The following is a 25,925-nucleotide window of genomic DNA, read 5'->3' as shown; positions in this document are numbered from 1 at the left end:
CATGATTTTAAATTCAAAAATACCTCAAGGCCCGTTGGAACAAAAATGGGACAATTATAAAAAGAAAGCTAAGCTCGTCAATCCTGCCAACCGTAAAAAGCTGGATGTGATTGTCGTAGGAACCGGATTGGCAGGAAGCTCAATTGCTGCTTCTCTGGGTGAAATGGGCTACAACGTAAAATCATTCTGCTTCCAGGACAGCCCGAGGAGGGCGCATTCCGTAGCAGCTCAGGGCGGTGTAAATGCTGCTAAAAATTATAAAAATGACGGTGACAGCGTTTACAGAATGTTTGTGGACACTTTAAAAGGCGGAGATTTCCGTGCCCGTGAAGCCAATGTCTACCGTATGGCGGAATGTTCTTTAAACCTCATCGATCAGGCTGTAGCTCAGGGCGTTCCTTTTGGCCGTGAATATGGCGGATACCTTAATAACCGTTCCTTCGGTGGTGTTCAGGTAAGCCGGACCTTTTACGCAAGAGGACAGACGGGCCAGCAGCTGCTTCTCGGTGCTTATCAGGCATTGATGAGACAGGTTGGAAAAGGAACCGTACAACTGTATTCCAGACATGAAATGCTCGATCTTGTGATGATTGACGGCAAGGCAAGAGGAATTATCGTCAGAAATTTAGATACCGGAGAAATTGAAAAACATGCGGCCCATGCAGTTGTTTTGGCTACCGGAGGTTATGGAAAAATTTACTATCTGTCAACACTGGCTATGGGCTGTAATGGTTCTGCGATCTGGCGGGCTCACAAAAAAGGAGCTTTGATGGCTTCCCCGAGCTGGATTCAGGTACATCCGACTTCTCTTCCGCAGTCAGGAGATTATCAGTCTAAATTAACCCTGATGTCAGAATCATTGCGTAATGACGGCAGAATCTGGGTTCCCACAAAAGCCAATGAAACCAGACTACCCAACGATATTCCCGAAAATGAAAGAGATTATTATCTGGAGCGCAGATATCCTGCTTTTGGAAATCTGGCTCCGAGAGATATTTCGTCCCGTGCTGCCAAAGAAAGAATTGATGCAGGCTTTGGAATAGGACCTTTGAAAAATGCCGTTTATCTTGACTTTTCCAAAGCAATCCGTGAACAGGGAAAGGAAAAGATTCAGGAGAAATACGGAAACCTGTTTGATATGTACCTTAAGATTACAGGATACAATGCTTATAATGAACCGATGATGATTTCACCTTCTGCCCACTTCTCAATGGGTGGACTTTGGGTGGATTATGAACTGATGACTACTGTTCCGGGGCTTTTTGCTTTGGGTGAGGCCAATTTTGCGGATCACGGAGCGAATAGGTTGGGAGCCAATTCTCTGCTCCAGGCCTCTGTAGACGGCTATTTTATCGCACCTTACACCATTGCCAATTATCTGGCTGATGAAATTCATACCGGAAAAATTTCACCGGATGCTCCTGAATTTGAAGCCGCTGAAAATAATGTTAAGCAGCAAATTCAGAAATTTATGAATATAAAGGGAACCAAAACTGTGGATTATTTCCATAAAACCCTGGGAAAACTTTTATATGATTACTGCGGGTTGGCCAGAAATGAAGAAGGTCTCAAATATGCCATCGGAGAAATCAGGAAATTAAAACAGGAATTTTATAGAGATGTACGGGTTTCCGGGCATGGCGACACGATGAATTCAGAACTTGAAAAAGCTGGACGCGTTGCCGATTATTTCGAGATCGGGGAACTGATGTGCTATGATGCTTTAACCCGGAATGAATCCTGCGGGGCCCACTTCCGGGAAGAATTTCAAACCCCGGACGGAGAAGCCCTCAGAAATGATACGGAATATCAGTTTATCTCCGCATGGGCCTGGGCAGGCGAAAACAAGGAACCGGAACTGATCAAGGAACCTTTGATCTTTGAAGAAATACAGCCAACGGTAAGAAGCTACAAATAAAAAACAAAAATTATGGATTTACATCTTAAGATATGGAGACAGAAAGATAAGCAGAGTGAAGGAAAACTGGTCAGTTATGATCTGAAAGAACTGAATCCGCACATGTCTTTCCTGGAAATGCTGGACACCTTAAATGAAAAACTTATTGTTGAAGGCGACGAACCTGTAGAATTTGATCACGACTGCCGTGAAGGGATCTGCGGACAATGTGGAATGATGATCAACGGAATTGCGCACGGACCTTTAAAAAATACAACAACCTGTCAGCTTCACTTACGATCTTTTAAGAACGGTGAAACGATTTTAATAGAACCTTTCCGGGCCGAAGCTTTTCCGGTGAAGAAAGACCTTAAAGTAGACCGTTCGGCTTTTGACAGAATTATTTCTTCCGGAGGATTTGTATCCGTCAATACCGGCCAGGCTCCTGATGCCACGGCCATTGCAGTCACTCATCAAACCGCTGAGGAAGCTTTTGATTCTGCGGCCTGCATCGGATGTGGCGCCTGTGTAGCCACCTGTAAAAACGGAAGTGCTGCCTTATTCACTTCTGCGAAAATTACTCATATGGTTCTTCTTCCTCAGGGTAAAGAGGAAAGAAGCGGACGCGTCCTGAATATGGTTGCTCAAATGGATAAGGAGTTATTCGGGCACTGCTCCAATACCGAAGCCTGTGAAGTAGAATGTCCTCAGGGAATTTCTGTGCTGAATATTGCGAGGATGAACTATGAATACGGAAGAGCGCTGTTTTTCAGGAAAAAATAACTGGAAAAATATCGTTGAATATCCTTGGCAAGGTTTTGAACCTTGCCAAGGATAACTTCCAGCCTAAGGATTGATAATTGCCACCACCCTGGCCGGTGCCGCTGAGCCACCCACAATTTTCAGTGGAAATACACTGACTTTAAATCCGGTTGGTGGAAGTGCACTCAGATTGGTAAGCTGTTCGATGTGTAAATATTCTTTTTCTATGCCTACACGGTGGCCTTCCCAGAAGTATTCAGGGTCGTTGAGTTCTCTTGCTTTTTTGGCCATATATTTTAACGGAAGATCCCATCCCCACTGATCAATTCCCATAACTTTTACCCCCTGATCGATCAGCCATTCGGTGGCTTCTTTACTCATTCCGGTTCCTTTTTCCACAAAATCCGGAGTGCCCATCATTTTATCACGGTCCGTTCTGATGAGAACGATATTTCCCTGCTGAATGGTGATTCCGTTTTTATCCAGATCTTTTTTGATATCATCAATCGTGATGGCTACAAAATCTTCTTTATGGGTACAGTCAATGACAATGCCGTCTCCATAGCACCATTCCAGAGGAATCTGGTCAATCGTTTTCGCTGGTTTTCCCTCTGATAAAGGACCATAATGCCAGGGAGCATCAATATGAGTTGTTGCATGAAGCCCCATATTTTTGATGGAATCATCTGCCCATCCTGTCCAGTTTTTAGGAAAAAGCCTGGATGGAAGATTAATCGCCAGACGGATCAGCCAGTGAGATTTTTTATGGGACTTATGTTTAATTTTCACCCTCATGAACCAGGGATCTCCGGCATTGTACTGAATCGGTTTGGACAGATCGATAATGGTTGTTTTCATCTCACAAAGGAAGCAAAAAGGGGTGAAATACCCAATACGAAAAGAGGACCAATTTAAAAATTAGCCCTCTTTGATTCTTTATACTTATTTAGAATGTCAATGGTGAATTTTGCTTCGCAAGTGAATGGTGAATGGTAGATTCAAGAAACAAGAGCCAGGAACCAAGATTTTTAGACAATAATCTTATTAACTTCATCACTACGAACTAGCAACCAGCAACTGACAACCAGTCCAAAACTCCAAAACTCTCTCACTCTGTAACTCTCCGACTCTCTCACTCTCAAACCCTAACTCAGGTTATTTTTGTTTGATTAAACCTCTTTTTCGAAGTAAAGTCTGTAGTATTTTCCTTTATCATCCTCGCCCATTTCCAGCTTCTGTCTGTCGCCATGGATGTAGATGTGGAAATTTTTATCCAGTTTAATAATGCTTTTGAAATGACGCTGGGTTTTCTTCACCGCAGCTTCGCTGATTGGAAATTCTTCCGCAATATTCACCTGCATATCCTGTTCGTAATCTGTTTTGAAATTCACGAAACTCTCGATCACGTGCTGATCTCCCAATACTTCATTGGCAAAATCGTCCAACTTAAATTCTTCCTTCTCTTTGAAGAAATTGATGGATTTATTTAAGAAATCTGCCTGATCCGCTTTTGAAACTTCAAATTCCTGTGGAAGCTGTTTGGTGATATAATCTTTATAGACCATCAAAGCTTCCTGAGTGTGGAAATACTCATCGTCACGCTGTTTTACTTTCAGAAAATCTTCGAACCAATAGTACATATCACCGTTTTTGTTATTGTCAACCACGGAAAGCACATAGCCCGTTTCTTTGTTGTTATTGTAGATCAAAGCAGCTTTGTCAATTTTAGACAACCCGATTCCCTGGTCTTTTTCAATGTCAAAGGTTTCTTCCTGAGGAGAAATTTTAAGGAAAGATTCTCTCTTTTCCGTTTTAAAGATCCCGATCTTGTCTACTTTGTCCGGACGGTCGCTTTCTTCTTCGAAAAGTACAATAAACAGTTCTCCACCCTGAACTCTTGGGTTTTCAGCGGCTTCAAACAGGTGTTTTGCAATATTCTCAGATTCCCAAAGGAATTTGGCCTTGTCTTCAAAGATCTCGGACACGGAACTGTAGACCGGATTATTGACCAGATAGGTATCACTGTAAAAATTGAAGGTTTCTTCTGATTTGAATGAACCTAAAAAGTAATCTTCAAGCAGTTCTGCCATTCCTTCTTCCAGCTTCAGCTCTTCCTGAGACAGCGTTAAAGATTCACCATTAATTTTATTTCCGACTCTGTGTACTATTATTTTTGAAAACATGTTATCATTTTGAACTGCAAAGATACTGTTTGAAATCACAAATAAAAAATACGTGAAAAGTATATTTGTACGGACTCATTATCTTTGCAGAAAACAGCAGATCATTATTTTTAAGACTGTATCTGCTTTTTTATTAAATTATAGATCAATTATCACCTGCTTGAAAAAAAACATTAAAAATATAAGGTTCGATCAACAGAAAGCGCCTTTCGGATGTGAGGTTCTGGAATTGGAAGAATTGTTTAAAAGACTGGCTACATGGACCTATTTTGGGAAAACAGAACGGATTCACTTCTTTTGTGTTATGATTGTTACCGAAGGAAAAGGGAAACATTTTGTAGATTTTAAGGAATATCAGCTTGAAAAGGGAGACATTTTATTTGTCGCTCCGGGACAGATCCAGCAGTATGAGAACAATCCTCAATTCAAGGGATATCTGCTCATATTTACAGAGTATTTCTTCCGTAAACAGGTAAATGAACTTGCTTTTCTCAACCAATCGTCCATATTTGACATTACCTTACCGAATGCCCTGATAAAGCCTGATGCAGAAACATTTTCCAAAATGATGCAGCTGTTGTTTTTATTGCAGGCTGAATTTTCATGCTCCCACGAATTTTCCAAAGTGGAAAGTTTACAGAAACTGACCAGCCTGTTTCTTATTTATGCTGAGCGTCAAAAACAGAGAGATAACAATGTCGTTTCCAATGATCATTATTTGTCCCAATATTATCACTTCAAGCAATTACTGGAGCAACATTTCTTAAGGGAACGCAGTGTGGAATTTTATGCCTCGCTGATGGCTATCACTCCAAAAACGTTATGCAGAATCACCAGGGCTACTATTCAGAAGTCGGCAAAGGAGTTCATTGACAGCCGTGTTGTCATTGAAATAAAACGGCTTTTACTGTTTGAAAAATTAAGTATAAAAGAGATCGCTTATTCGCTGAATTTTAACGAGCCTACCAATCTTGTGAAATATTTTAAAAAGCATACCGGGGAAACGCCCACTTCCTACAAAGGATAGAAGGTGTCCTTTTTTTACCATTTTTTGTCTGCTTTAAACCTTTCAGGATTCCGGCCAAAAGTACATCTTTGCAACTGATGACACCATCGGAAAAATTATTTCAGATTAAACACGGATGATCCCGGACTCAAACGGGAAGTAAAAAAATTTAAAACTGGCTTTGGTCAGTAATTATAAGCCTGCAGGAAGGTAAAAACGCAAACGGAAGCTGTCTTAATCAGGCAGCTTTGTTGTTTCCTATACACAGCTCTTCTCTCTACTCTACTATGCATCTGATTCATTTTGATAAAAACCTTATCATTTTGACAGGTATTTTCAGATTTTCAAATTTAATAAAATCAACCAAATTACTGATTTTCAATTGATTTAATTCAAATCCATTTTAAAGGAACAGCGTTGGCATCAGGATCTTCAAAACCTATACAATGGACTTAAAGACCCTAAACCGCATCGACAAGTTAAGAAGATTAAAAAGCAGAGGACCGAAAACTCCGAAATGGCTGAAGCCGTACCATCTGCTTTTCGTGGCTTTTCTGACCGTTTTCATCTTTGGAGCCATCATTAAAATTCTAGAACAAAATCATTAAATCATATGAACTATTCAGAAGCTGTTCAGGAAATCACGGAGATTATTCCTGATTTTGAAAGTGACCTTACAAAGGACGCATCCCAAAATTCTTACCTTGTGATCCGCACATTCACGGACCGCATTAAATCGATGGTCCGACAGAATGACCGGAATATTTTATTTAAAAGCCTTTTAAAGATGGACAAAATTTACACCGATGGTGATATTGCTTTAAAAAATGCAGTTGAAGGTGTTTTTATTTATTCTCTGGACAATTTTACAGCTTTTTGCACGGGAGAATACAGGAAAGTGATATTCAGTCATCTGTCAAAAGAGCTGCAGCAAAGCTATTCCAGACAGATTTACAGCCATGGCACCTGATCTTTTCATTACATTTTTCACCTGTTTCATTACAAAAAAATATTCGTTAAAAAATTAAAATCACTTAAAATCAATAGATTATGAAAACAAAAATAAGAAGAATATCTGACTGGAAAACATGGAAAACCACGACTAACAGGCACAATACAGAGGTTTTAGTCACTCATATCGCTGTGATTATCGGTGTTTTTATTTTTGCGGCCATGCTGTAGATTTTGGTACACATTTCGCTGCAAGATAAATACTGAAAAATATTAATTATGATGAAAGTACAAATGCAAACTATTAATCAAAAAATAGCTGTTGAATACTTAAAATTTTTCTATCCACCACTTCGAAATGAAATCACACAGTTATCTGTTCAGGAGAACTTTGCCGGCGTCATTCAGGCTACGATTAACTATCTGAAGAATATGCTGCAGGAATCGAAGATCTATATTATAGCCCATCACATCAAACTGATGGACTGGATCTACAGAAACGGGGATTCTTATGTAAGAACCGTGATCGAAAACCTGTTTGTACGGTCTTTTGAAAGTTTTAAAAAGCATGCTAAAATCCAGCATTGGAGGCTTCTTTACCAGTATATGCCCGAAAGTTTCCAGTTCGTTTATAATGAACAGCAAAAACAGGATGAGATTTTTTTCGGTAAGTAAGAAATAATTTAATTTGTAAATAGGCTCCTCAGGCGTTTTTGTCTGGGGAGTTTTTTTATTTCCATAGCTGAAGATTTTGTTGGAAACCGCAAAGACGCAAGATATTTGAAAATGTTATGTTATTAAGGCGCAAGGATTTTATCTCCGATAAAATTGAAGAACGTTCAGATAAATGCTTCCTAAAATCCTATGTTTTTTAATTGATTAAAATCTGCATGCATTGAAAGATTGTACCGATGATATTTTATCTGCAAAATTTCATTGAATTATATTTCACTACATGGTGTAAAATATATATTTTTGCAAAAAAAATCTTAATGAAATACTTTCCCCTACTTATTTTAATAGCTCTGCCGATGATCTCATGCAGCGAAAATGATGATTCTGTTACTGAAAATCCAAGGCCTGCGGAAAAAGATGTATATGCTTTTGATTATAAAAGCTATGCTGTACAAAGTATTTCAGCGTATAAGGGTCCTTCCGGCCAAAAGACCAGCCCTGCAGAGTCTTACCTCAAGCACTACTGGAGCACTTACCAGGAACCTGCGTGGAAGAAAATAAGTCTTGATCTGAAAAACAATTCCCTACAGCTGATTTCGGGAGGTTCAGCAGATCTTACGTACAGCATGAAGATCGAGAAAGACTCTGTATTTATCAACGAAAACAACGGATTGAGCTTTATCGGGTTGTTTAATAAAAGTGAAGCTTCATTTACTTTAAAAAGATCATTCCGGTACATCAAAAAAATGCCGCGGGAAAATGTAAATGCTCTGACAATTTCCCAGAAAGCTGTTTTTGGAGATACTGGTTATCAGGATATTTTCGGGAATGGTGTTTTCAGTAATCCTTTGGAAATGACTGAAACCGGAGATGATATCATATGGACGAATGTAGATTATTACTATAAGAATTTATAAATTATTTTGACGATGTGTAATCAGATCACTTATTGATTTGAAAACAGCCTCCCCCAACAACTTATTGGGGGAGTTTTTTATGACATTTATCACTATTAAGAGAAGTATTTAAAGTGTAATCAAACACTTATGTTTATTTAACCTTCTGTTAATAATGGTTAACAAAGATTTAATTTAAATATATTTCACTACATCGTGTAAAAAATATACTTTTGGGAACTCAAACTTTAAACATGAAAAGAATCATTTTACCTGTAACATTATTAGTTGCAGCCACTATTACTACTATTTCCTGCAGCCAGGAAATGAATGAAGAAACCCAAACCGTTTCAGATGCCGCCAAAGTATCACAAGGTAAAAATCCTGTGGTCGCTTTGCCTTCAAAGTATTTAAATTATGATGAAATATTTGCAGGAGGAAAAGATGTGACCGGGAGCCAGAAAACGACAACCGTTACTCTGAACAGTGATCAAATGGTGGTAACATCACCTAACAAAACATTTATAGGAGGAGTTTATAATTCTACAACGCTGGACAATCTTTCGTACACGCCCATCTCTTATCCTGTAAAGCCGATCACGGTTTCTTACTCATTCCCATCTGATTTTATTGTGGATACCATTGAAAAGCCTACGCTTTCGAGCATGAGATCTTCTATCTTCAAGGCGATGCAGAGCGCTAATTTCAGCGGTCAGCAGTCTTTAGCTTTTGATTATAACATCAAACAGTTCTCTTATTACAGCGAACTTAAGATTGCATTCGGAGCTAATGTAAATATCGGAAGTATCTTCAGCATCGATATCAGCGGGAGCAACAATAAGGTGAAGAAAAACACAGGGATCTTTGCTAAGTTCACGCAGAAGAATTTCACCATCGATATGGATATTCCGGATAACGGAAATATTTTCAAAAATGAGACTGATCTGAATCTTGCCGCCTCTAAAAACCCGGTGTATATCAACTCTATCACTTACGGAAGACTGGGAATCATCTCTCTGGAATCCGACTATTCTTACAACGAAACCGCTTTTGCTTTAAAAGCTGCTTTGAATGCTAAAATGGTGAACGGTTCCATCAGCATTGACGTTCAGAGTAAAAAAATCCTTGAAGAGTCTGATCTGAAAGTTTACATTCTGGGAGGGATCGGATCTGATGCCGTACAGGTGGTACAGGGTTATACGGGCTTCATTAACTTTATCGTGAATGGAGGTCAGTTTACTGCCAATGCTCCGGGAGTTCCGATTAACTTTACAGCGGCTCATGCAGGAGACAACTCTGTATATTATACAACGTTTACGGTAGAAAAATAATCATGAAAAAACTGAAGTATATAATGGCAGCCATCTCTATGGCTGCTTTATCAAGTTGTGCAAATGACCTGGAGAGGCCTGAAACCCAGGAAATGACCCGTGCACCCCAGGTGGTTAATATCACGTCATTCGGAACATATCCATCTGCCCTTTCCGGCAAAAACAGAAGCATGTCTGCAAAAGGCGGCAATGCGGAAGAATTTACTGAAACCAAAGAGTTTGAATCTTCGGAATCTATCGTTCTTCCTCATTTACAGATGTATATTTTTCCGGGATCTCTTCTGAAGGGAAATTCTATACAGGATATGAATTTTAAGCCAATTACAGCTTCGGTAAAGCCTGTTACGGTTTCTATGTCTATTCCCGCTCTGAATAAGAAAACGGCATTTACAATTGATCAGCCTTCTTTATCCAAAACGAGACAGCTTGTACAGGATTATATTCAGTCTGCGGATTTCACTCAAAACGGAACGCTGAGCTACAGTGTTGAACAATTCACGTCTTATGATGAGCTTAAAGTAGCTTTCGGATCTAATGTGAATACGAGATCACTGTTTGGAAAAAGTTCTTCTACTACGAATATTGAAGAAGGAATGATCGCCAAAAGAACAGGATTTTATGTGAAATTTTATCAGACTTCTTTCACGCTGGATATGGATATTCCTCCGGGATCACTGATCAATGACACAAATCTTGATACCGGCGGTGTGGAGCCTGTGTATGTGAACTCTATTTCTTACGGAAGAATGGGCGTTCTGACCATTGAGACCAATGAGCTGGCAGAAACAGCAAGAACAACCATTAACGAATCTTTCAATAAATTATTCGTAAAAGGGGAAAGCTACCTGACACAGGATGAAAAAAACTTCCTGAACGGTGCGGATTTCAATCTTTATTTAATTGGAGGAAGCGGAGTAACGGCAGCCCAGTCATTCAAAGGGTATGAAGCTTTTGTGAATCATATTTCAAAAGGAACTTTCTCTAAAAGTCAGCCGGGTGTTCCTATTTTCTGCTCCTATTCTTACCTGAAAGACAATTCTCCGGTGAGAACTACCTTTAAGTTTGATATTAAAAATCCTCCGGTATACGTAAAACTGGTGAAAGAAAATGTCACAAGCGGCCGCAACAGAAATGTAGATTTAAAACTGTACTTCTATTCCAGCAAGAGCCAGACGAATACGATTGCCCATCCCGCCATCCGCTTCGTGATCAACAAAATATCAAAAGTAGGACGCAAAAACAGCGGCATGAATGGACCATGGACCTACACTACCACTAACGAGCCTATCATCCTTCAAAATGCCGGAATGAATATTAATATGAGCCTTCCCAATCAGGTATTGTCCCGCGAGAACGGACCTTGTGTGCCAAGGGGTAGATTCGGGTGTGAAGTGGTACCGATCTATACAGAAAATGTGGAATACAGCATTGCTCCAAGCGACAAGTACAATTATCTTGTCATCGATTAATAAGATACTTTACAGATGTATGATCAGATTATAAAATATTTTTTGGGTTTTAATCTGAACAAAAGCTCCCCGGATAATTTCCGGGGAGTTTTTATTATTTAAGTTGGTAAATATTAAAGCGTGTATAAGGATTACTCTTTCTGTCAACTCTGTATAACTGGCGGTGTTTCAATGAATCTTCTACCAGAATTTCAACGGAAAAGCCTTCATTTGGTTTTAGATTTTCTGCTTTCAGATAAATATTACCATCGGTCTCCGGATTTTTGATTTCAACCGGAAAATGATCGGTCCATTTTACTTCACCTCCAAGGTTTTTCACGGAAACTATTTTCCCACTTTTTCCATAATTCCGGAAAATAATTCCGATTGAGGTTCTGCGGAATTCATCTTCTGACCAGAAGTTGGGTTCTTCAAGAATGGGAGAACTCAGTGTGTAGATATTGCTGATTTCATATCTTTTGCCGTTTTTAAAGAAATCTACCGCATTCCTGAGGAGATCATCCATTTCATTAAGGTTTTTTGGAGCAGCGTTCAGAAAATCCTTCTTATCCAGAATATAAGTCTGTGCAGTATCTTTTTGCTGTCGATAAGCTTCTCTCACACTCAGAAAGCTTGCGGTATATGTTTTCGGCTGAATAATCTTTTTACAGATCACTTCGCTTCCATTTACTTTTTCCACTTTCAAAATGACCACTTCGTAATCATGATATCCCAAATCCCTCAAAACGTAAGCCTGATCTGAATTGATATTCTGAATACTGTTTGCATTAAAGCTGTAAATAAAATCCTGAGTCAGTTTATTTTCTTTCTTTGTTTCATAATTTTCAATCATTTTATCTCCAAAGTAATAAAATGCGATATAAGGAATAAAAACCAGTAATACCAGCAGGAGATAAGAAGCTTTGAATCCTGTTCGTTTTTCTTTTACCACATGGGTATTGGATAAGGAATCATGCCATCCTGTTTTCCATAAAAATGATACCGGATTAAAAGGAATACTTCTGCACAGAGTTCTCTGAAAAATATTTGAACCGGACGGATGCTTGGCCAGATAATTAATAACTCTGGATTCTGTAAGGAATTTTGCCGGCGTAGATCCAAAAACGATTTCAAAGAAAGGATAATAGATCATCCTCAGAATAAAAATAAATGCCAGTAAAGCAAATTCATTTTTAAGAAAAACTTTTAAAAAATGACTTTTTGAGGAAGCATCCAAAATAATCATCAATAAAGGGAAAAATACCAAAAGCATAATCAACGTATCAATGATAAAATGGAAAAACCGCTGCCCTTTCGGAGTATCTTTAATCGTAGTTCCCGTTTCTGTAGTAGCTGCCTCCAACGTTTTCGCTTTTTTTATGGTTTTCAATATATAAAAACTAAGGACTACATAAACCAATGAAAGTACTGCATTGATAAAAACAAAATAATGTAGTTTTACTCCGCCTCCGATCTTTAAAATACTTCTTATGATATAAATGATAAAACTGGGAACACTTACCAGATTTGAAATTAAGATGACAGAAAAAGCAAATGCAATGAGCCTTGTGTCTTTCCCTTTTTTGATAAAGAAAATAATGCTGCCTAAAAACAACATGGTAAGAATAAAGAACTCCCATACATCAAAAGCTGTTTTTGTAGTTCCCAACAAAAGATACAATGGTTTGAAGAGCCAGAATATGCTGTCTGATTTCGTTGTTTCCACACCATAAACAGTAGCATTTTTGATTACATAATACGTCTTTACTATGGCAATCATTCCCAATAATGAAAGAAAAAAAGAAGAAAAACCTATGATATAGGATTGTTTTTTTGAGTACATATGATTCATGTGGAGTTATTTATTTTTCGCAAAAATAGAAAAATTTGTTAACTGCTGTTTTTAGTTTTAAAGAAGAACAAAAAACTCCCCGGACAATATATCCAGGGAGCTTTTTATATTTTTCGTGAAAATTATTTTTTTAAATCTGATTTTACATCTTTATAACCATCTGCAACTGCATCTGCACCTTTTACAGCGGTTTTTTCAACACTTTTCGCACCTTTGGTTGCTGTTTTACCAACCCATTTTGTACCTTTCTTAACTCCTTTTCTTGTAGCTGTTGCTCCTTTTTTAGCTTTGTCTCCAACCCATTCTGCACCATTTTTAACTCCTTTTTCTGTAGCTTTTGCCCCTTTTTCAATGGCAGTGCCTACATTTTTTGCTTCCTTTTTTATCGTTTCCTGGGCATGAACGGTTGTTGCAAATAAACCGAACGCTAATAAGGCTAATACATTCTTTTTCATTGTCTTTTTTTTAAGTTATTTGGATAGATATAACATAAAGCAAGCCAAACCTATATGACAAAAAAGATTGATGAAAATAATTTATCGAATTGAAAAAAATGCTTTCTTTATCTCTGCAACAAGCAGCCTATTACTTCAGGACAGTTTCATCCACCGAAATAGGCTGTTCAAGAGCAATCACCGGCTTTTTCTTTCTTACAAGATCCAGTAATTTCTGAACTGAAAACGTCAGAATCATATAAAGCACAATGAGAATCAGCACAACTCCGATCCCGTGCTGTCTGTATCCGAAGATCCCTTTGCCCCAGGAAATCAATATCCACTGGATCATATACATGGATGTCAGGTTTTTGCTGCAGTATTTTAAGATTGTGGTGAATTTATTGTCTTTCATTTTTAAGGTGATTCTGAAAATAATCCACAGGAAAATCAGGGTCCAACCGGCAAAATAAATAACACCTCCGGGTCCCATATGGTAAAAACCATTATAATTATAAGATTCATAAAGAAAAACCAAAGGAGCTCCAACCGCTACAAATACGAGTCCGAAATACAGCATCTTCTTAAATAGTTTTTCACTGTTGTGATTCAGTTCCAGATACCATTTTCCGAAGAACATTCCGATGATGATAAAAGACATCCATGGGAAGACCGGGAAGTAGATATAGGCAGGATAATCATTACTGAAGAAAAGATCGGAAATATAATTAATTACAGGATAATCGATATTAATTCTGCTCAGTTCTCTGGACACTAATGCGATTAACAAACCTATAGCCAGAATACCGTACTTGTTTTTTATATATTCCCTGATAAAACCGACAAACAGTAAAGAAATTCCCGCCAATTGTAAGATATCTCCCAGCATGACCAGATACATATACTGTTGTTCTATCGGGCCGTGCCAACCGTATTTCTGAATAAAATTATCCGGAGCAAAGCCCAAAACTGCGGGCACAATGAACTTCATGAAATTCATAAAAAAAGCAGCCAATAAAAGTAAACCGCCTCGTTTTATAGAGCTCTTCAGACTCTGATGACTGGAAGTCATGAATGTGATCCCCATACAGATCAGGAAAATAGAAGTTCCTCTGCCCAAAAAGACAATAAAGCTTCCGATAACTGATTCTGATTGTGACTGTACATTTGCATAGATGAGCAAAGTGTGAATAATGATCATTCCCACCACACTCATTCCTTTTATCAGGTCAAGTGCTGCAATTCTTTTACTTTGATGTTCCATAGTTTTTTTAAGTTTTAAAAAGGTACAAAACGTAAAGCAGGAGGTTGATTGAGAGGTTCCGGCAACCGTTTTGTAAGGGTAAAAAGTTTATTTTTTTAATCAAATATTTATTTATTCTAAATAAAAACAAATATACAGATTAAAAATAATTGATTTATTTTATTTTATAAAATTTCATACTATTTGATCATAAAAGCAGATATTTATTATTGAAGAATTGTATTTTAACTATACTTTTTTTAGTTCGTTAAAACAATAGAAGGAGCAATATTTTTTGTATTTTAGCGAAGTAAACGTATAAAAATGAGCAGAAGCAGAAGTAATTTAATAAGCAGGATGAGAACAGCTCGCAGAAACAGAGCAAGAAGAGAACTTGCCAGCTTTGCTCTTACTGCATCACGAAATGCCAAGAGATCTTCCATTGCTTTAGACATTCCGTTTGAGATCATTAAAAATGGAGCAGTTTATCAATTCCAAAAAGGAAAAATGATTAAAACAGCTTCATTCAAAAAAATAGAATCTAATAAAAGCGGACTTACTAAAGGAAGTAAAATATGTCTAAAGTAAAAAGATTGAGAATTTTTGCCGGTCCAAATGGATCTGGCAAGTCTACTCTGTTTGAAGCCTTTCAGCAAAAAAATTATAAACCCGGAATTTTCATCAATTCTGATGTAGTAGAAAAAGAGATCCTTGAAAAAGGATTTCTTGATTTATTGCCATACGGTCTTGAACTCACTCAAGATGATCTCATTGATTTTTATCAAAGTCCAAATGCAAAAACCCTTTTGGAAAAATCTCAGGTAACAGGACATACAATTGATATTGAAATAAAAGAAAATATCATAGTAGATAAATCCCGGGATACCCATAGCTACGAAGCCGCTTTAATCACCTCTTTTATAAGAGAAAATCTTCTTAAGAAAGGTATTTCTTACACATTTGAGACAGTAATGAGCCATCCTTCAAAACTCGACGAGATTGTTGAGGCCCAAAAGTATGGATATAAAATCTACCTATACTTCATCTGTCTGGAGGAAGCTACTCTAAATATATCCAGAGTTAATGACCGGATCCGAAAAGGAGGCCATAAGGTAGATCCGGAAAAAATAAAAACCAGGTATTTAAATACGCTTCAAAATCTTTATCCTGCTCTAAAACTTGTAGATCGTGCTTATTTATTTGACAACTCGGATGAAATGCTGATGATTGCTGAAATAGAGAGTGGAGAACTTACTTTGAATGTTGATCAGGAGTTCTTTCCTAACTGGTTCATTGAGTATGTAATTAATAAATAAAACTGACTTGTAATTAAGACTGATTCTGTCCTATATAAATCACTGATTCCTTTTATCTACTATAAAATACAGCAACAAAAAACCGCAGTAAACTCAAGGTTCACTGCGGTTGTATAATGAAGTGTAAGGGTTACTTACAATTACTTATTTTACTTCTTCGAAGTCTGCATCCTGTACATCATCAGCTGCACCTGCATTACCTCCAGGGTTTTGAGCCCCTGCTCCGGCGTCTGCACCCTGAGCTCCTTGTCCTGCTGCATACATTTCTTCTGAAGCGGCCATCCATGCTGCATCTAAAGCTTCTGTTTTAGCTTTTACATCGTCAACATTTTTAGTTTCGAAAGCTGCTTTCAGTTCTGTGTGAGCTGCTTCTACTGCTGCTTTTTTGTCTGCAGAAAGTTTATCACCGAATTCTTTCAGCTGTTTTTCAGTCTGGAAGATCAATCCGTCAGCTTTGTTGAAGATTTCAACTTCTTCTTTTCTCTTGGCATCCGCTGCAGAGTTTTCCTGAGCTTCTTTCTTCATTCTTTCGATTTCTTCGTCAGAAAGACCTGAAGAAGCCTGGATTTTGATCGTTTGTTCTTTTCCTGTTCCTTTATCTTTAGCAGAAACGCTAAGGATACCGTTGGCATCAATATCGAAAGTTACTTCAATCTGAGGAACTCCTCTTGGTGCCGGTGGAATATCTGCAAGATCAAATCTACCGATCTCTTTGTTATCGTTGAACATTGCTCTTTCTCCCTGTCCTACTCTGATACTTACAGCAGGCTGGTTGTCAGAAGCTGTAGAGAATACTTCAGATTTTTTAGTTGGGATCGTTGTGTTCGCATCAATTAATTTAGTGAATACGGAACCCATAGTTTCAATTCCTAAAGAAAGCGGGGTAACGTCAAGAAGCAATACATCTGTAACGTCTCCCGTTAATACTCCACCCTGAATAGCAGCTCCTACAGCTACTACTTCATCCGGGTTAACTCCTTTTGAAGGCTTTTTACCGAAGAATTTTTCTACTTCTTCCTGAATGATCGGGATTCTTGTAGAACCACCTACTAAAAGTACCTCATCGATATCAGAAGTTGATAAACCTGCATCTTTCAATGCTTTTGCTACCGGCTCCATAGATCTTCTTACCAGATCAGAAGCTAACTGCTCGAATTTAGCTTTAGTTAAAGTCTTCACTAAGTGTTTAGGACCTGTAGCTGTAGCCGTGATATAAGGTAGGTTGATTTCAGTTTGAGGAGAAGAAGATAACTCGATTTTTGCTTTTTCAGCAGCTTCTTTTAATCTCTGTAGTGCAATAGCATCAGATTTCAATTCTACGCCTTCTTCAGCTTTGAACTCATCAGCCATCCAGTTGATGATCACATCATCAAAGTCATCACCTCCTAAGTGAGTATCTCCGTTGGTAGACAATACTTCGAATACACCATCTCCCAAATCAAGGATAGAGATATCGAAAGTACCTCCTCCAAGGTCATATACAGCGATCTTCTGATCTTTATGGTTTTTATCCAATCCGTAAGCCAATGCAGCTGCAGTAGGCTCGTTGATGATTCTTTCCACTTTAAGACCCGCGATTTCTCCTGCTTCTTTAGTAGCCTGTCTCTGTGCATCGTTGAAGTAAGCCGGAACAGTGATTACCGCTCTTGTTACTTCCTGACCAAGATAATCTTCAGCAGTTTTCTTCATTTTCTGAAGCGTCATTGCAGAAATTTCCTGTGGTGTATATTCTCTGTCGTCGATTTTTACTTTTACGGTATCATTGGGTCCTGCTACTACTTCATAAGGCACTCTTGAAATTTCTTTAGCATCTTCCTTAAAATGAGTACCGATAAATCTTTTGATAGAGTATACAGTTTTCTTTGGATTCGTTACAGCCTGTCTTTTTGCAGGATCCCCTACTTTTCTTTCACCATCTTCTGTAAATGCTACGATAGAAGGTGTTGTTCTTTTACCTTCTGCATTAGGGATAACAACAGGGTCTTTACCCTCCATTACAGCAACACAAGAGTTGGTTGTTCCTAAGTCAATTCCAATTATTTTACTCATAATATTTATATTTTTTCTAATTTTTATCTATTAATTTACACTCTCAATTTCTCAATATCTGTACCATATCCTTTTTTGTGACAAAATGACAGAATCTAAATTATCCACCGCCCGCAAGACCTTCCAGATTATGTTAAATTGTACTATTCAAGACAGTTTGAACATCGGAAATCTTTAAAAATTAATCAAAGTTTAACTTTGAAAATAGGGATTGGAACTTTCCGAATCCTTATTTTTGATAAAATATAAACTTTAGAATGTCAATACACTTTAATCCGCGAGATATTACTTGGCTGGCCTTTAATGAAAGAGTTTTGCAGGAAGCCATGGACGAAAATGTCCCTTTACATTTAAGAATACGTTTCCTGGGAATCTTTTCCAACAATTTAGATGAATTTTTCAGGGTGCGTGTGGCCGGATTAAAGCGTGCTATGGATTTTAAAGAGAAAGTAATTGCAGAATCATTTTATCAGCCGCCTTCAAAGATCCTTCAGCGGATCAATGAAATCGTGATCAGACAGCAGCAGAATTTCGACAAGACCTGGAAGCACATTCAGTCTGAAATGGCAAGCCTTAAAGTTTCCATTAAAACTTCTAAAAATCTGACTGCTAAACAAAAAGAATTTGTACGCCAGTATTTTGATGAAGTGGTGGAAGCTAATGTAATCCCGATTCTTCTTCACGAAAATACCCCGATGCCTTATTTAAGGGATAAAAGTCTTTATCTGGGCGTGGCGATGAGGAAGAAAGACTGGCAGTATTCCAGCAATTATGCCATCATTGAGATTCCGTCCCGTTTTGTAGGAAGATTTGTCCTGCTGCCTACCGAAGATCCGGAAGAAAAAAATGTAATGCTGCTTGAAGATGTCATTACTTTCAACCTTCCGCATATTTTCTCTTATTTCGGATATGACGAATTTGCGGCCAATGCTTTTAAAGTAACAAAAGATGCCGAACTGGAGCTGGATAATGACATCCGCACCAACTTCGCCGAAAAAATAGAAAAAGGACTTAAAAACAGAAGAAAAGGAAAACCTACCCGTTTTGTTTTTGATAAGGATATGGACAAAGCACTGCTGGAACTTCTTATCCGGAAATTGAATTTAACGAAAAAAGACAGCATCATTCCGGGTGGAAAAATTCACAATTTCAAACATTTTATGGATTTCCCTGATGTTTTTGAAACCTACGCAAGACCGGTAGAAAGAAGTTCTTTTACCCATCAGGCTTTTGAACATGGTGAAAGGGTGACGGATGTGATCTTAAAAGAAGATGTCCTTCTCACTTTCCCTTATCATAAATATAATCCTGTTATTGATCTTCTGCGTGAGGCCGCCATGGATCCCGATGTAAAATCCATACAAATCACGGCCTACCGCCTTGCCAGCAGCTCAAAAATCAGTAATGCTCTTATTTATGCTGCCCGAAACGGTAAGGAAGTTACGGTCATGCTTGAGCTCCAGGCAAGATTCGATGAGGAATCCAACCTGCAGTGGAAAGAAATGTTCGAACCTGAAGGAATTACAGTTCTTGTAGGACTTCCGAATAAAAAAGTACATGCCAAATTGTGTATCATCAAAAAAAGATCACACAATAAAACCATTCAGTATGGTTTTGTAAGTACCGGAAATTTCAATGAAAAAACAGCAAGAATTTACGGCGACCACTTATTAATGACCTCCGACCGTGGCATTATGGCTGATATTAATAAGGTATTCAATGTCCTGAAAAAACCGAAAGAGGATTATCTGACTGTTCTGAAAACCTGTAAAAATTTAATGGTCTGCCCACAGTTCATGCGTGAAAAGATTGTTCACCATATTGATAAGGAAATAGAAGAAGCCAAAGCAGGCAGAAAGGCCGAGATCATCATCAAAGTTAATTCTATGAGTGACCGGTCCCTTATTGAAAAGCTTTATGAGGCAGCCAATGCAGGCGTAGTAACCAAAACTATTGTAAGGGGGATTTATTGTGTAGTGAATCAGAAGGAGTTTAAAGAAAAAATAAAAGCCATAAGTATTGTAGACGAATATCTGGAACATGCCCGGGTAATGTATTTCTACAACAAGGGCGCAGAAGACATGTATATCTCGTCAGCAGACTGGATGACACGAAATCTGGACTACAGAATTGAGGCCGCCGCGAAGATCACAGATAAGGAACTGAAGAAAGAATTGAAAGATATTCTGGACATTCAGTTGAGAGATAACGTAAAAGCTCGTATTTTAGACAAAAAATTGAGCAACGAGTATGTGAGGAATGATAAGAAGGAGTGCCGTTCTCAAATAGAAACCTATAAATATTTAAAAGCTAAAACAAGCAAGAAATGAAGATCGCAGCGATAGACATTGGAAGCAACGCCGCCAGACTTCTGATCAATGAAGTAAAGATCAGTAACAGAAAACCTGAATTTATAAAACTTAATCTTTTAAGAATCCCCCTGAGACTGGGAATGGATGTATTTACCATGGGGATGATTGGTGAGGAAAGGGAAAAAATGGTCATCGATTCGATGAAGATTTTCAGTGACCTTATGAAGATCTATAAGGTGGATCATTACAGAGCCTGTGCCACCAGTGCCATGCGTGATGCCTCCAATGGCCATGACATTATACGTCTGGTGAAGGAGACTTCAGGAATCAATATAGAAATCATTTCCGGGGATGAAGAAGCTACGTTGGTTTATGAGAACCATGTCGCGGAAGGTCTTGACAAAGAATTTGCCTATCTGTATATTGACGTAGGCGGTGGTTCTACGGAACTTACTTTTTACGAAAACGGAAAAATGGTCTATGAAAAATCTTTCAATATCGGAACCATCCGTCTTCTGAACAATCTGGTTTCGCCCCAAAACTGGGATGAGATGAAGGACGAAATTAAAAAGAATATTGTCAGCAAAAAACCTATTGTAGCCATCGGTTCAGGAGGAAATATCAATAAAGTTTTCTCCATGAGTAAAACCAAAGACGGAAAACCGATGACACTTGCTCATCTTAAAAAGGTATATAAAGAATTCAATGAGCTTTCTGTAGAGGAAAGAATGACCAAATACACGCTCAGAGAAGATAGAGCCGATGTTTTGGTTCATGCCTTGAGAATCTTTAACAATGTAATGTCCTGGTCGGATATCAGCAGGATTTTTGTTCCTAAAATCTCTGTAGCCGACGGATTGATTCACAATATTTACAGCCAGCTGCACGAAAAGAAGTAAATTCCTGACACGCTATACTATAAAACCCAGCCATCATTTGACTGGGTTTTGTTTTTCAGTCATTGCGAGCGAAGCGAAGCAATCTCAACAAAAAAATTAAGAGATTTAGGGATTCAGAAATTAAGGGGATTGCTTCGCTTCGCTCGCAATGATATGTAAATCACAGTCTCTCAATATTTTATTTTAAAATATGAAATTTTTACCGTAAATTTAAAGTAAAACCAAAAGTGATACGTCTTACATAGTATTAACAGAAAATAATGAATCCGATCAAAATAATTCTTACAGGAGCAACCGGTATGGTAGGAGAAGGTGTTTTAATGGAATGCCTTGAAAATCCTAATGTTTCCGAAATATTAAGTGTCAGCAGAAAACCTTCGGGAAAAACACATGCCAAGCTCAAAGAATATTTAGTTCCGGATTTTTTATCCATCAATCTGAATGATGAAAATCTGAAAGGCTACGACAGCTGTTTTTTCTGTGCAGGAATCAGCAGTGTAGGAATGAGTGAAGAAGACTATACGAAAATCACTTACGATACAACGCTGCATTTCGCAAAGGCTGTTTTAAATCAAAATCCGGAAATGGTGTTCAACTATGTTTCGGGAGCATCTACCGACAGCACAGAAAGTGGAAAACTGATGTGGGCAAGAGTAAAAGGCCGCACTGAAAATGCTTTGAAAAAACTGGGTTTCAGAAACGCTTTCAATTTCAGACCGGGATTTATGAAACCTGTTGATGGTCAGATTAATGTAAAATGGTTCTTCAAGCCGGTTATTTGGCTGTTTCCTGTTATTTTACCTTCAAAATCATTAACTTTACACGAAGTGGGCCGAGCCATGATTAACGCGGTGCATAAAGGCTATCCTACCTCTACTTTAGAAATTAGGGACATTAAAAACTTAGCCATATGAGAGATATGTTAAAAAGAATCGTTCTTGTTGTTTTTGTACTTCTGGTTCTGATGGCTGTTTCAGGGTTTTTCTATATGCAGAAACATCCAATGGAAGGGAAATCAGCTGTGGAAAAAACATTGAATTTCTCGGGAAAGCAGGTTAAAGGAGCAAAATAACGAAAGACAAAAGGGCGAATTTGTTTATTATCTGCGAATTCCCTTCTGTTGCTTTTCTTCCTAGCATTTTGCCATTTTACCCTTTCGATTCAATCTATTCACATCTCTACCCCATTTGTTACCTGTTTATTAAACATTTATTAAAATTCCATTAAAATACTTGCAGTGTATAAAGTTCATTTTTGCATAAATCTAATGCAAGTAAAAAATGACCAACAATTATCTATTAAAAGGATCTGTTATTGCCGCATTCTTCCTTCAGGGCGGGCTTTTCGGACAGACTTTAATCCATTACTGGAATTTTAACAATAATACATCTGCAGCATCCATTACCACTCCTTCTTCCACCTTAGTGAGCGGATCTCTTGCTGCTGTAGCGGGAGGAACCAGCGAAATAGATTTTGCAGGTGGTACCGGGCAGAATTTCAGTTTGGAAAATTTAAATGCCCGCAACGGAGATCCTTCGGGAACGCATTTAAGATTCAACAATCCGATTGGAGGAGCATTACAGTTTAATCTTCCTACGACAGGATATCAAAATGCGGTTGTAAAATTTACCACCAGAAGATCCGGACAGGGTGCCGGAACTCAGAGCTGGTCTTATTCTACGGATGGAACTACTTTTACTCCGTATCAGACCGTTGCTCCACAGGATGGAAATCCTCAGCTGGTTACCTTCGATTTTTCGGCGGTTGCGGGCGTTTCCAATAATCCCAATTTCAAATTAAAAGTAGAATTTTCCGCAACAGGAGGCGGAACCGGTGGAAATAACCGTTTTGATAATTTTTCTGTAGATGCAACTGCTGCGGGCGGAGCTGATACTACCCCTCCAGCGACCACCTATCTTCCCGCTCACAACACAAATAATGCTTCCACAACAGTAAATCCTTCTATTTCTTTCAATGAAAATGTAAGGCTTACAGACAATTCCGCGATCACCGATTCTAATGCACAAAACCTTGTAGAATTCCGTCTTGGAAATGCTTCAGGTACTCAGGTTCCCTTCACAACGACTTTCATTAATAACAAGATCACTGTAATTCCCGCAGCGACACTTATTCCAGGACAAACATATTATTTCGCTCTTAAGCCCAATATGGTTGAAGATTTAAGTGACAATCCGGTTACAGCAGTTACATCCACAACTTTTACAACAGCCGGAACCACTATTTCTCTGGATAAAAATTTCATTAAGGTGAATGAAAATGCAGGAACTCTGGCTTTCAAGATCAATGTTTCCAATCCTTCGGCAGCCAGTGTGAATCTTGTCGTAAAACCGGCACAGTTCAATACTGCCGACAGCAATGATTTTACATTAGCTAATCAGACCATCAATATCACTCCTTCTACAACGAGTTATACAGTCAATATTCCTATTATTGATGATACACTGGAGGAACAACAGGCAGAATATTTTACAGTAAGCCTTGAAAGTCCAACGGGAGCAACAATTTCCGGAGACCATACGGCGACCGTTTATATTGTAGATAATGATAAGCTTGCACCGGTTCCTTCAGGACAGATCCAGCTGAACTATGTCGGAAGTTTTGACCCTTCAGGAAACAACAACAGTTCTACGGAAATTGTAGTTCATGATCCGGCTACTCAGAAATTATTTACCATCAGCTCCATCACCGATGTTTTTGATATTATTGATTTCAGTACTCCAACTTCCCTGTCTGTAGTCAGAACCGTGAATATGGCACCCTATGGAGGAATCACAAGTATTGCCGTTAAAAACGGGATCATTGCCACCGCTTCTCCGAATGCAGATCCACAGCAGAACGGCTCGGTAGTCTTTTTCGATATTAACGGAAACTTCCTGAAACAGGTGACTGTAGGTGCTCTTCCGGATATGGTGACTTTCAGTCCTGACGGAACAAAGGTAATCACAGCCAATGAAGGCGAACCTAATGATGCTTATACCGTAGATCCTGAAGGAACGGTCAGTATCATTGATATTTCAGGAGGTATCGGAAATCTTACGCAAAGTAACGTCACTACACTTAATTTCAATAATTATGATTCTCAGGTAGCTGCTTTAACGGCTACAGGGCTGAGAAAGGTAAGAACAAACAATACGCTTTCCCAGGATCTGGAACCTGAATATATTACGGTAAGTCCGGACAGCCAGAAAGCATGGATAACCCTTCAGGAAAACAATGCAGTAGCTGAAATTAATTTGGCCACAAAAACCATTTCCGGAGTCTGGGGATTGGGTAAAAAAGATATGAGTCTTCCGGGTAACGGTTTTGATGCTTCGGACAATAATGGTGAGGTACTTATCGCGAACTGGCCTGTGAAAGCTTATTATATTCCGGATGCGGTTCAGAATTACAAAGTGGGAACTACCAATTATATCGTAACGGCTAATGAAGGTGACGAAAAAGATCTTTCAGGCTACAGCGAAAGAACAACGGTAGGGGCTAATACGTATACTTTGGATCCTGTTTTGTTCCCTCAGTCCAGTATTTTAAAAGCATCTTATAATTTAGGCCGATTCAGGGTTTCCAGCGCAACAGGAAATACGGATGCGGATACAGATTTTGAAGAGATTGCAGCCTTGGGAGCACGTTCATTCTCTATCTTTAATGCTGATACCAAACAATTGGTTTACGACAGCGGTGACCGTTTTGAAAGATATATCGCAGCCAAACATCCCCTGATCTTTAATGCAGACAATGAAGCGAACGGTGCCAAAAACAGAAGCCGTGCGAAAGGTCCTGAACCGGAAGGAGTAGCTTTGGCGGCCATCAATGGGCAGACTTACGCATTCATCACTTTGGAAAGAACCGGAGGGGTAATGGTTTATAATATTACAGATCCTAACAATCCTACGTTTACAGACTATAAACATTCCCGTTCCACATCAGCTTACGGCGGCGACAATGGTCCTGAAGGGATTACTTACATCGCTCCGACAAATACAACAAACGGAAAAGGTTATGTCATTGTTGCCAACGAGATCAGCGGAACATTATCGATGTATGAAGTAGCTTCTCCTCCAACATTGGGAACAGGTGAAGTCAAAACGGAGAAAGCAACCTTCAATGTATTCCCTAATCCTGTCACAAAAGGAAATACACTTTATTTCAACAGAGCTCTGGACTATGAACTTTATGACATGTCAGGGAAAATGCTTGGAAAAGAGAAAAATGCTTTAACGATAGATACTTCCAAACTTTCTACAGGAGTTTATCTTGTAAAAACTTCTGAAGGACATGTGAAGAGGGTGATTGTGAAATAGTAGGAAGTTGCGGGATTCGGGATACGGGTTTGAGAGTCGGAGGGTTTGAGCGTTTTGGACGGGTTGTCAGTTGCTGGTTGCTGGCTCATAGTGATGAAGTTAGTAAGATGATTGTCTGAAATCTTGGTTCTTGGCTTTTGTTTCTTGAATTCACCATTCACTTGCGAAGCAAAATTGACCATTGACATTTCTCAATCTCAGCCTTAAACTTAATCTAATGTCTCGTGTCTGAAATCTGACATCTGATATCTTGATACACCAATAGAAATACTTTAAATATATAATTCAGTTGATGAGGCCCCGGGTTTTCCGGGGCTTTTTTGTTTTCATTAATTTCAGTAGTTTTGATCGC

Annotated in this window: 23 protein-coding genes; 17 read left to right on the top strand and 6 right to left on the bottom strand. The window is 38.6% G+C overall.

The annotated features are described in order from the left end of the window. Nucleotide 1 precedes the first annotated feature (1 nt). Together JET18_RS03710 and JET18_RS03705 are read left to right on the top strand one after the other, a co-directional pair. The gene (locus JET18_RS03710) at nucleotides 2-1,918 is read left to right on the top strand and encodes a fumarate reductase/succinate dehydrogenase flavoprotein subunit (protein WP_202089265.1); all 1,917 of its coding nucleotides are present in this window, start codon (nucleotides 2-4) and stop codon (nucleotides 1,916-1,918) included. Nucleotides 1,919-1,930: 12 nt separating this feature from the next. Continuing rightward, nucleotides 1,931-2,680 carry a succinate dehydrogenase/fumarate reductase iron-sulfur subunit gene (locus JET18_RS03705; RefSeq protein ID WP_202089264.1) on the top strand — a complete coding sequence of 250 codons (750 nt, stop codon included), beginning with the start codon at nucleotides 1,931-1,933 and terminating at the stop codon, nucleotides 2,678-2,680. Between the two features lie 63 nt (nucleotides 2,681-2,743). Here the strand turns inward: JET18_RS03705 and JET18_RS03700 are convergent, their stop codons facing one another. Continuing rightward, the gene (locus JET18_RS03700) at nucleotides 2,744-3,517 is read right to left on the bottom strand and encodes a cyclase family protein (RefSeq protein WP_202089263.1); all 774 of its coding nucleotides are present in this window, start codon (nucleotides 3,515-3,517) and stop codon (nucleotides 2,744-2,746) included. A 311-nt stretch (nucleotides 3,518-3,828) separates the two neighbouring features. Beyond that, nucleotides 3,829-4,842 (bottom strand): nucleoid-associated protein, encoded by a 1,014-nt coding sequence (locus tag JET18_RS03695; protein ID WP_202089262.1) that lies wholly within the window; start codon nucleotides 4,840-4,842, stop codon nucleotides 3,829-3,831. A gap of 160 nt (nucleotides 4,843-5,002) precedes the next feature. On the opposite strand from JET18_RS03695, the gene JET18_RS03690 reads away from it, so the two are divergent. The 8 genes from JET18_RS03690 to JET18_RS03660 all read left to right on the top strand — a co-directional run bounded on the left by JET18_RS03690 (nucleotide 5,003) and on the right by JET18_RS03660 (nucleotide 11,170). Further along, on the top strand, nucleotides 5,003-5,869 hold the full coding sequence (locus JET18_RS03690; protein ID WP_202089261.1) for an AraC family transcriptional regulator: 867 nt from the start codon (nucleotides 5,003-5,005) through the stop codon (nucleotides 5,867-5,869). A 425-nt stretch (nucleotides 5,870-6,294) separates the two neighbouring features. Further along, entirely contained in the window at nucleotides 6,295-6,456 is a 162-nt protein-coding gene (locus tag JET18_RS03685) for a hypothetical protein (protein WP_202089260.1), read from the top strand. 5 nt (nucleotides 6,457-6,461) lie between these two features. Further along, nucleotides 6,462-6,818 (top strand): DUF7674 family protein, encoded by a 357-nt coding sequence (locus tag JET18_RS03680; RefSeq protein ID WP_202089259.1) that lies wholly within the window; start codon nucleotides 6,462-6,464, stop codon nucleotides 6,816-6,818. Between the two features lie 80 nt (nucleotides 6,819-6,898). After that, nucleotides 6,899-7,030 (top strand): hypothetical protein, encoded by a 132-nt coding sequence (locus JET18_RS21940; RefSeq protein ID WP_262896558.1) that lies wholly within the window; start codon nucleotides 6,899-6,901, stop codon nucleotides 7,028-7,030. Between the two features lie 48 nt (nucleotides 7,031-7,078). Next, nucleotides 7,079-7,474 (top strand): DUF7674 family protein, encoded by a 396-nt coding sequence (locus JET18_RS03675; RefSeq protein ID WP_202089258.1) that lies wholly within the window; start codon nucleotides 7,079-7,081, stop codon nucleotides 7,472-7,474. A gap of 317 nt (nucleotides 7,475-7,791) precedes the next feature. Continuing rightward, nucleotides 7,792-8,391, top strand: a complete 600-nt coding sequence (locus tag JET18_RS03670) for a hypothetical protein (RefSeq protein WP_202089257.1) — start codon at nucleotides 7,792-7,794, stop codon at nucleotides 8,389-8,391. 233 nt (nucleotides 8,392-8,624) lie between these two features. Beyond that, nucleotides 8,625-9,701 (top strand): thiol-activated cytolysin family protein, encoded by a 1,077-nt coding sequence (locus tag JET18_RS03665; RefSeq protein WP_202089256.1) that lies wholly within the window; start codon nucleotides 8,625-8,627, stop codon nucleotides 9,699-9,701. Between the two features lie 2 nt (nucleotides 9,702-9,703). Next, nucleotides 9,704-11,170, top strand: a complete 1,467-nt coding sequence (locus tag JET18_RS03660) for a thiol-activated cytolysin family protein (protein ID WP_202089255.1) — start codon at nucleotides 9,704-9,706, stop codon at nucleotides 11,168-11,170. A 94-nt stretch (nucleotides 11,171-11,264) separates the two neighbouring features. Here JET18_RS03660 and JET18_RS03655 read toward each other — a convergent pair whose 3' ends face one another. The 3 genes from JET18_RS03655 to JET18_RS03645 form a co-directional block, all read right to left on the bottom strand. Further along, a complete protein-coding gene (locus JET18_RS03655) occupies nucleotides 11,265-13,001 on the bottom strand; it encodes an RDD family protein (RefSeq protein ID WP_202089254.1) in 1,737 nt (578 codons plus the stop codon). Between the two features lie 122 nt (nucleotides 13,002-13,123). Beyond that, nucleotides 13,124-13,456, bottom strand: a complete 333-nt coding sequence (locus JET18_RS03650; RefSeq protein ID WP_202089253.1) for a hypothetical protein — start codon at nucleotides 13,454-13,456, stop codon at nucleotides 13,124-13,126. Nucleotides 13,457-13,586: 130 nt separating this feature from the next. Further along, entirely contained in the window at nucleotides 13,587-14,699 is a 1,113-nt protein-coding gene (locus JET18_RS03645; protein ID WP_202089252.1) for a heparan-alpha-glucosaminide N-acetyltransferase domain-containing protein, read from the bottom strand. 303 nt (nucleotides 14,700-15,002) lie between these two features. On the opposite strand from JET18_RS03645, the gene JET18_RS03640 reads away from it, so the two are divergent. Beyond that, nucleotides 15,003-15,266, top strand: a complete 264-nt coding sequence (locus tag JET18_RS03640) for a hypothetical protein (RefSeq protein ID WP_202089251.1) — start codon at nucleotides 15,003-15,005, stop codon at nucleotides 15,264-15,266. Beyond that, nucleotides 15,254-15,994 (top strand): zeta toxin family protein, encoded by a 741-nt coding sequence (locus JET18_RS03635; RefSeq protein WP_202089250.1) that lies wholly within the window; start codon nucleotides 15,254-15,256, stop codon nucleotides 15,992-15,994. Before JET18_RS03640 ends, JET18_RS03635 begins: the two co-directional genes overlap by 13 nt. A 144-nt stretch (nucleotides 15,995-16,138) precedes the next feature. On the opposite strand, the gene dnaK is transcribed toward JET18_RS03635, so the two are convergent. After that, nucleotides 16,139-18,043 (bottom strand): molecular chaperone DnaK, encoded by a 1,905-nt coding sequence (gene dnaK, locus JET18_RS03630; protein WP_202089249.1) that lies wholly within the window; start codon nucleotides 18,041-18,043, stop codon nucleotides 16,139-16,141. Between the two features lie 257 nt (nucleotides 18,044-18,300). On the opposite strand from dnaK, the gene ppk1 reads away from it, so the two are divergent. The 5 genes from ppk1 (at nucleotide 18,301) to JET18_RS03605 (ending at nucleotide 25,573) form a co-directional block, all read left to right on the top strand. After that, entirely contained in the window at nucleotides 18,301-20,373 is a 2,073-nt protein-coding gene (gene ppk1, locus JET18_RS03625) for a polyphosphate kinase 1 (RefSeq protein ID WP_202089248.1), read from the top strand. Continuing rightward, a complete protein-coding gene (locus JET18_RS03620; protein WP_202089247.1) occupies nucleotides 20,370-21,254 on the top strand; it encodes a Ppx/GppA phosphatase family protein in 885 nt (294 codons plus the stop codon). Before ppk1 ends, JET18_RS03620 begins: the two co-directional genes overlap by 4 nt. A gap of 260 nt (nucleotides 21,255-21,514) precedes the next feature. After that, nucleotides 21,515-22,168 carry an NAD-dependent epimerase/dehydratase family protein gene (locus JET18_RS03615; RefSeq protein ID WP_202089246.1) on the top strand — a complete coding sequence of 218 codons (654 nt, stop codon included), beginning with the start codon at nucleotides 21,515-21,517 and terminating at the stop codon, nucleotides 22,166-22,168. Further along, on the top strand, nucleotides 22,165-22,326 hold the full coding sequence (locus JET18_RS03610) for a hypothetical protein (protein ID WP_202089245.1): 162 nt from the start codon (nucleotides 22,165-22,167) through the stop codon (nucleotides 22,324-22,326). The genes JET18_RS03615 and JET18_RS03610 overlap by 4 nt, the downstream gene beginning before the upstream one ends. A gap of 208 nt (nucleotides 22,327-22,534) precedes the next feature. Further along, complete coding sequence (locus JET18_RS03605) at nucleotides 22,535-25,573, top strand: choice-of-anchor I family protein (RefSeq protein WP_202089244.1); 3,039 nt, start codon at nucleotides 22,535-22,537, stop codon at nucleotides 25,571-25,573. Nucleotides 25,574-25,925 lie beyond the last annotated feature (352 nt).

This window comes from Chryseobacterium endalhagicum, from assembly GCF_016745235.1.
GTDB lineage: Bacteria > Bacteroidota > Bacteroidia > Flavobacteriales > Weeksellaceae > Chryseobacterium > Chryseobacterium endalhagicum.
The sequence above is the reverse complement of the archived record's forward strand: the minus strand, read 5'-3'. Positions and strand labels throughout refer to the sequence as shown.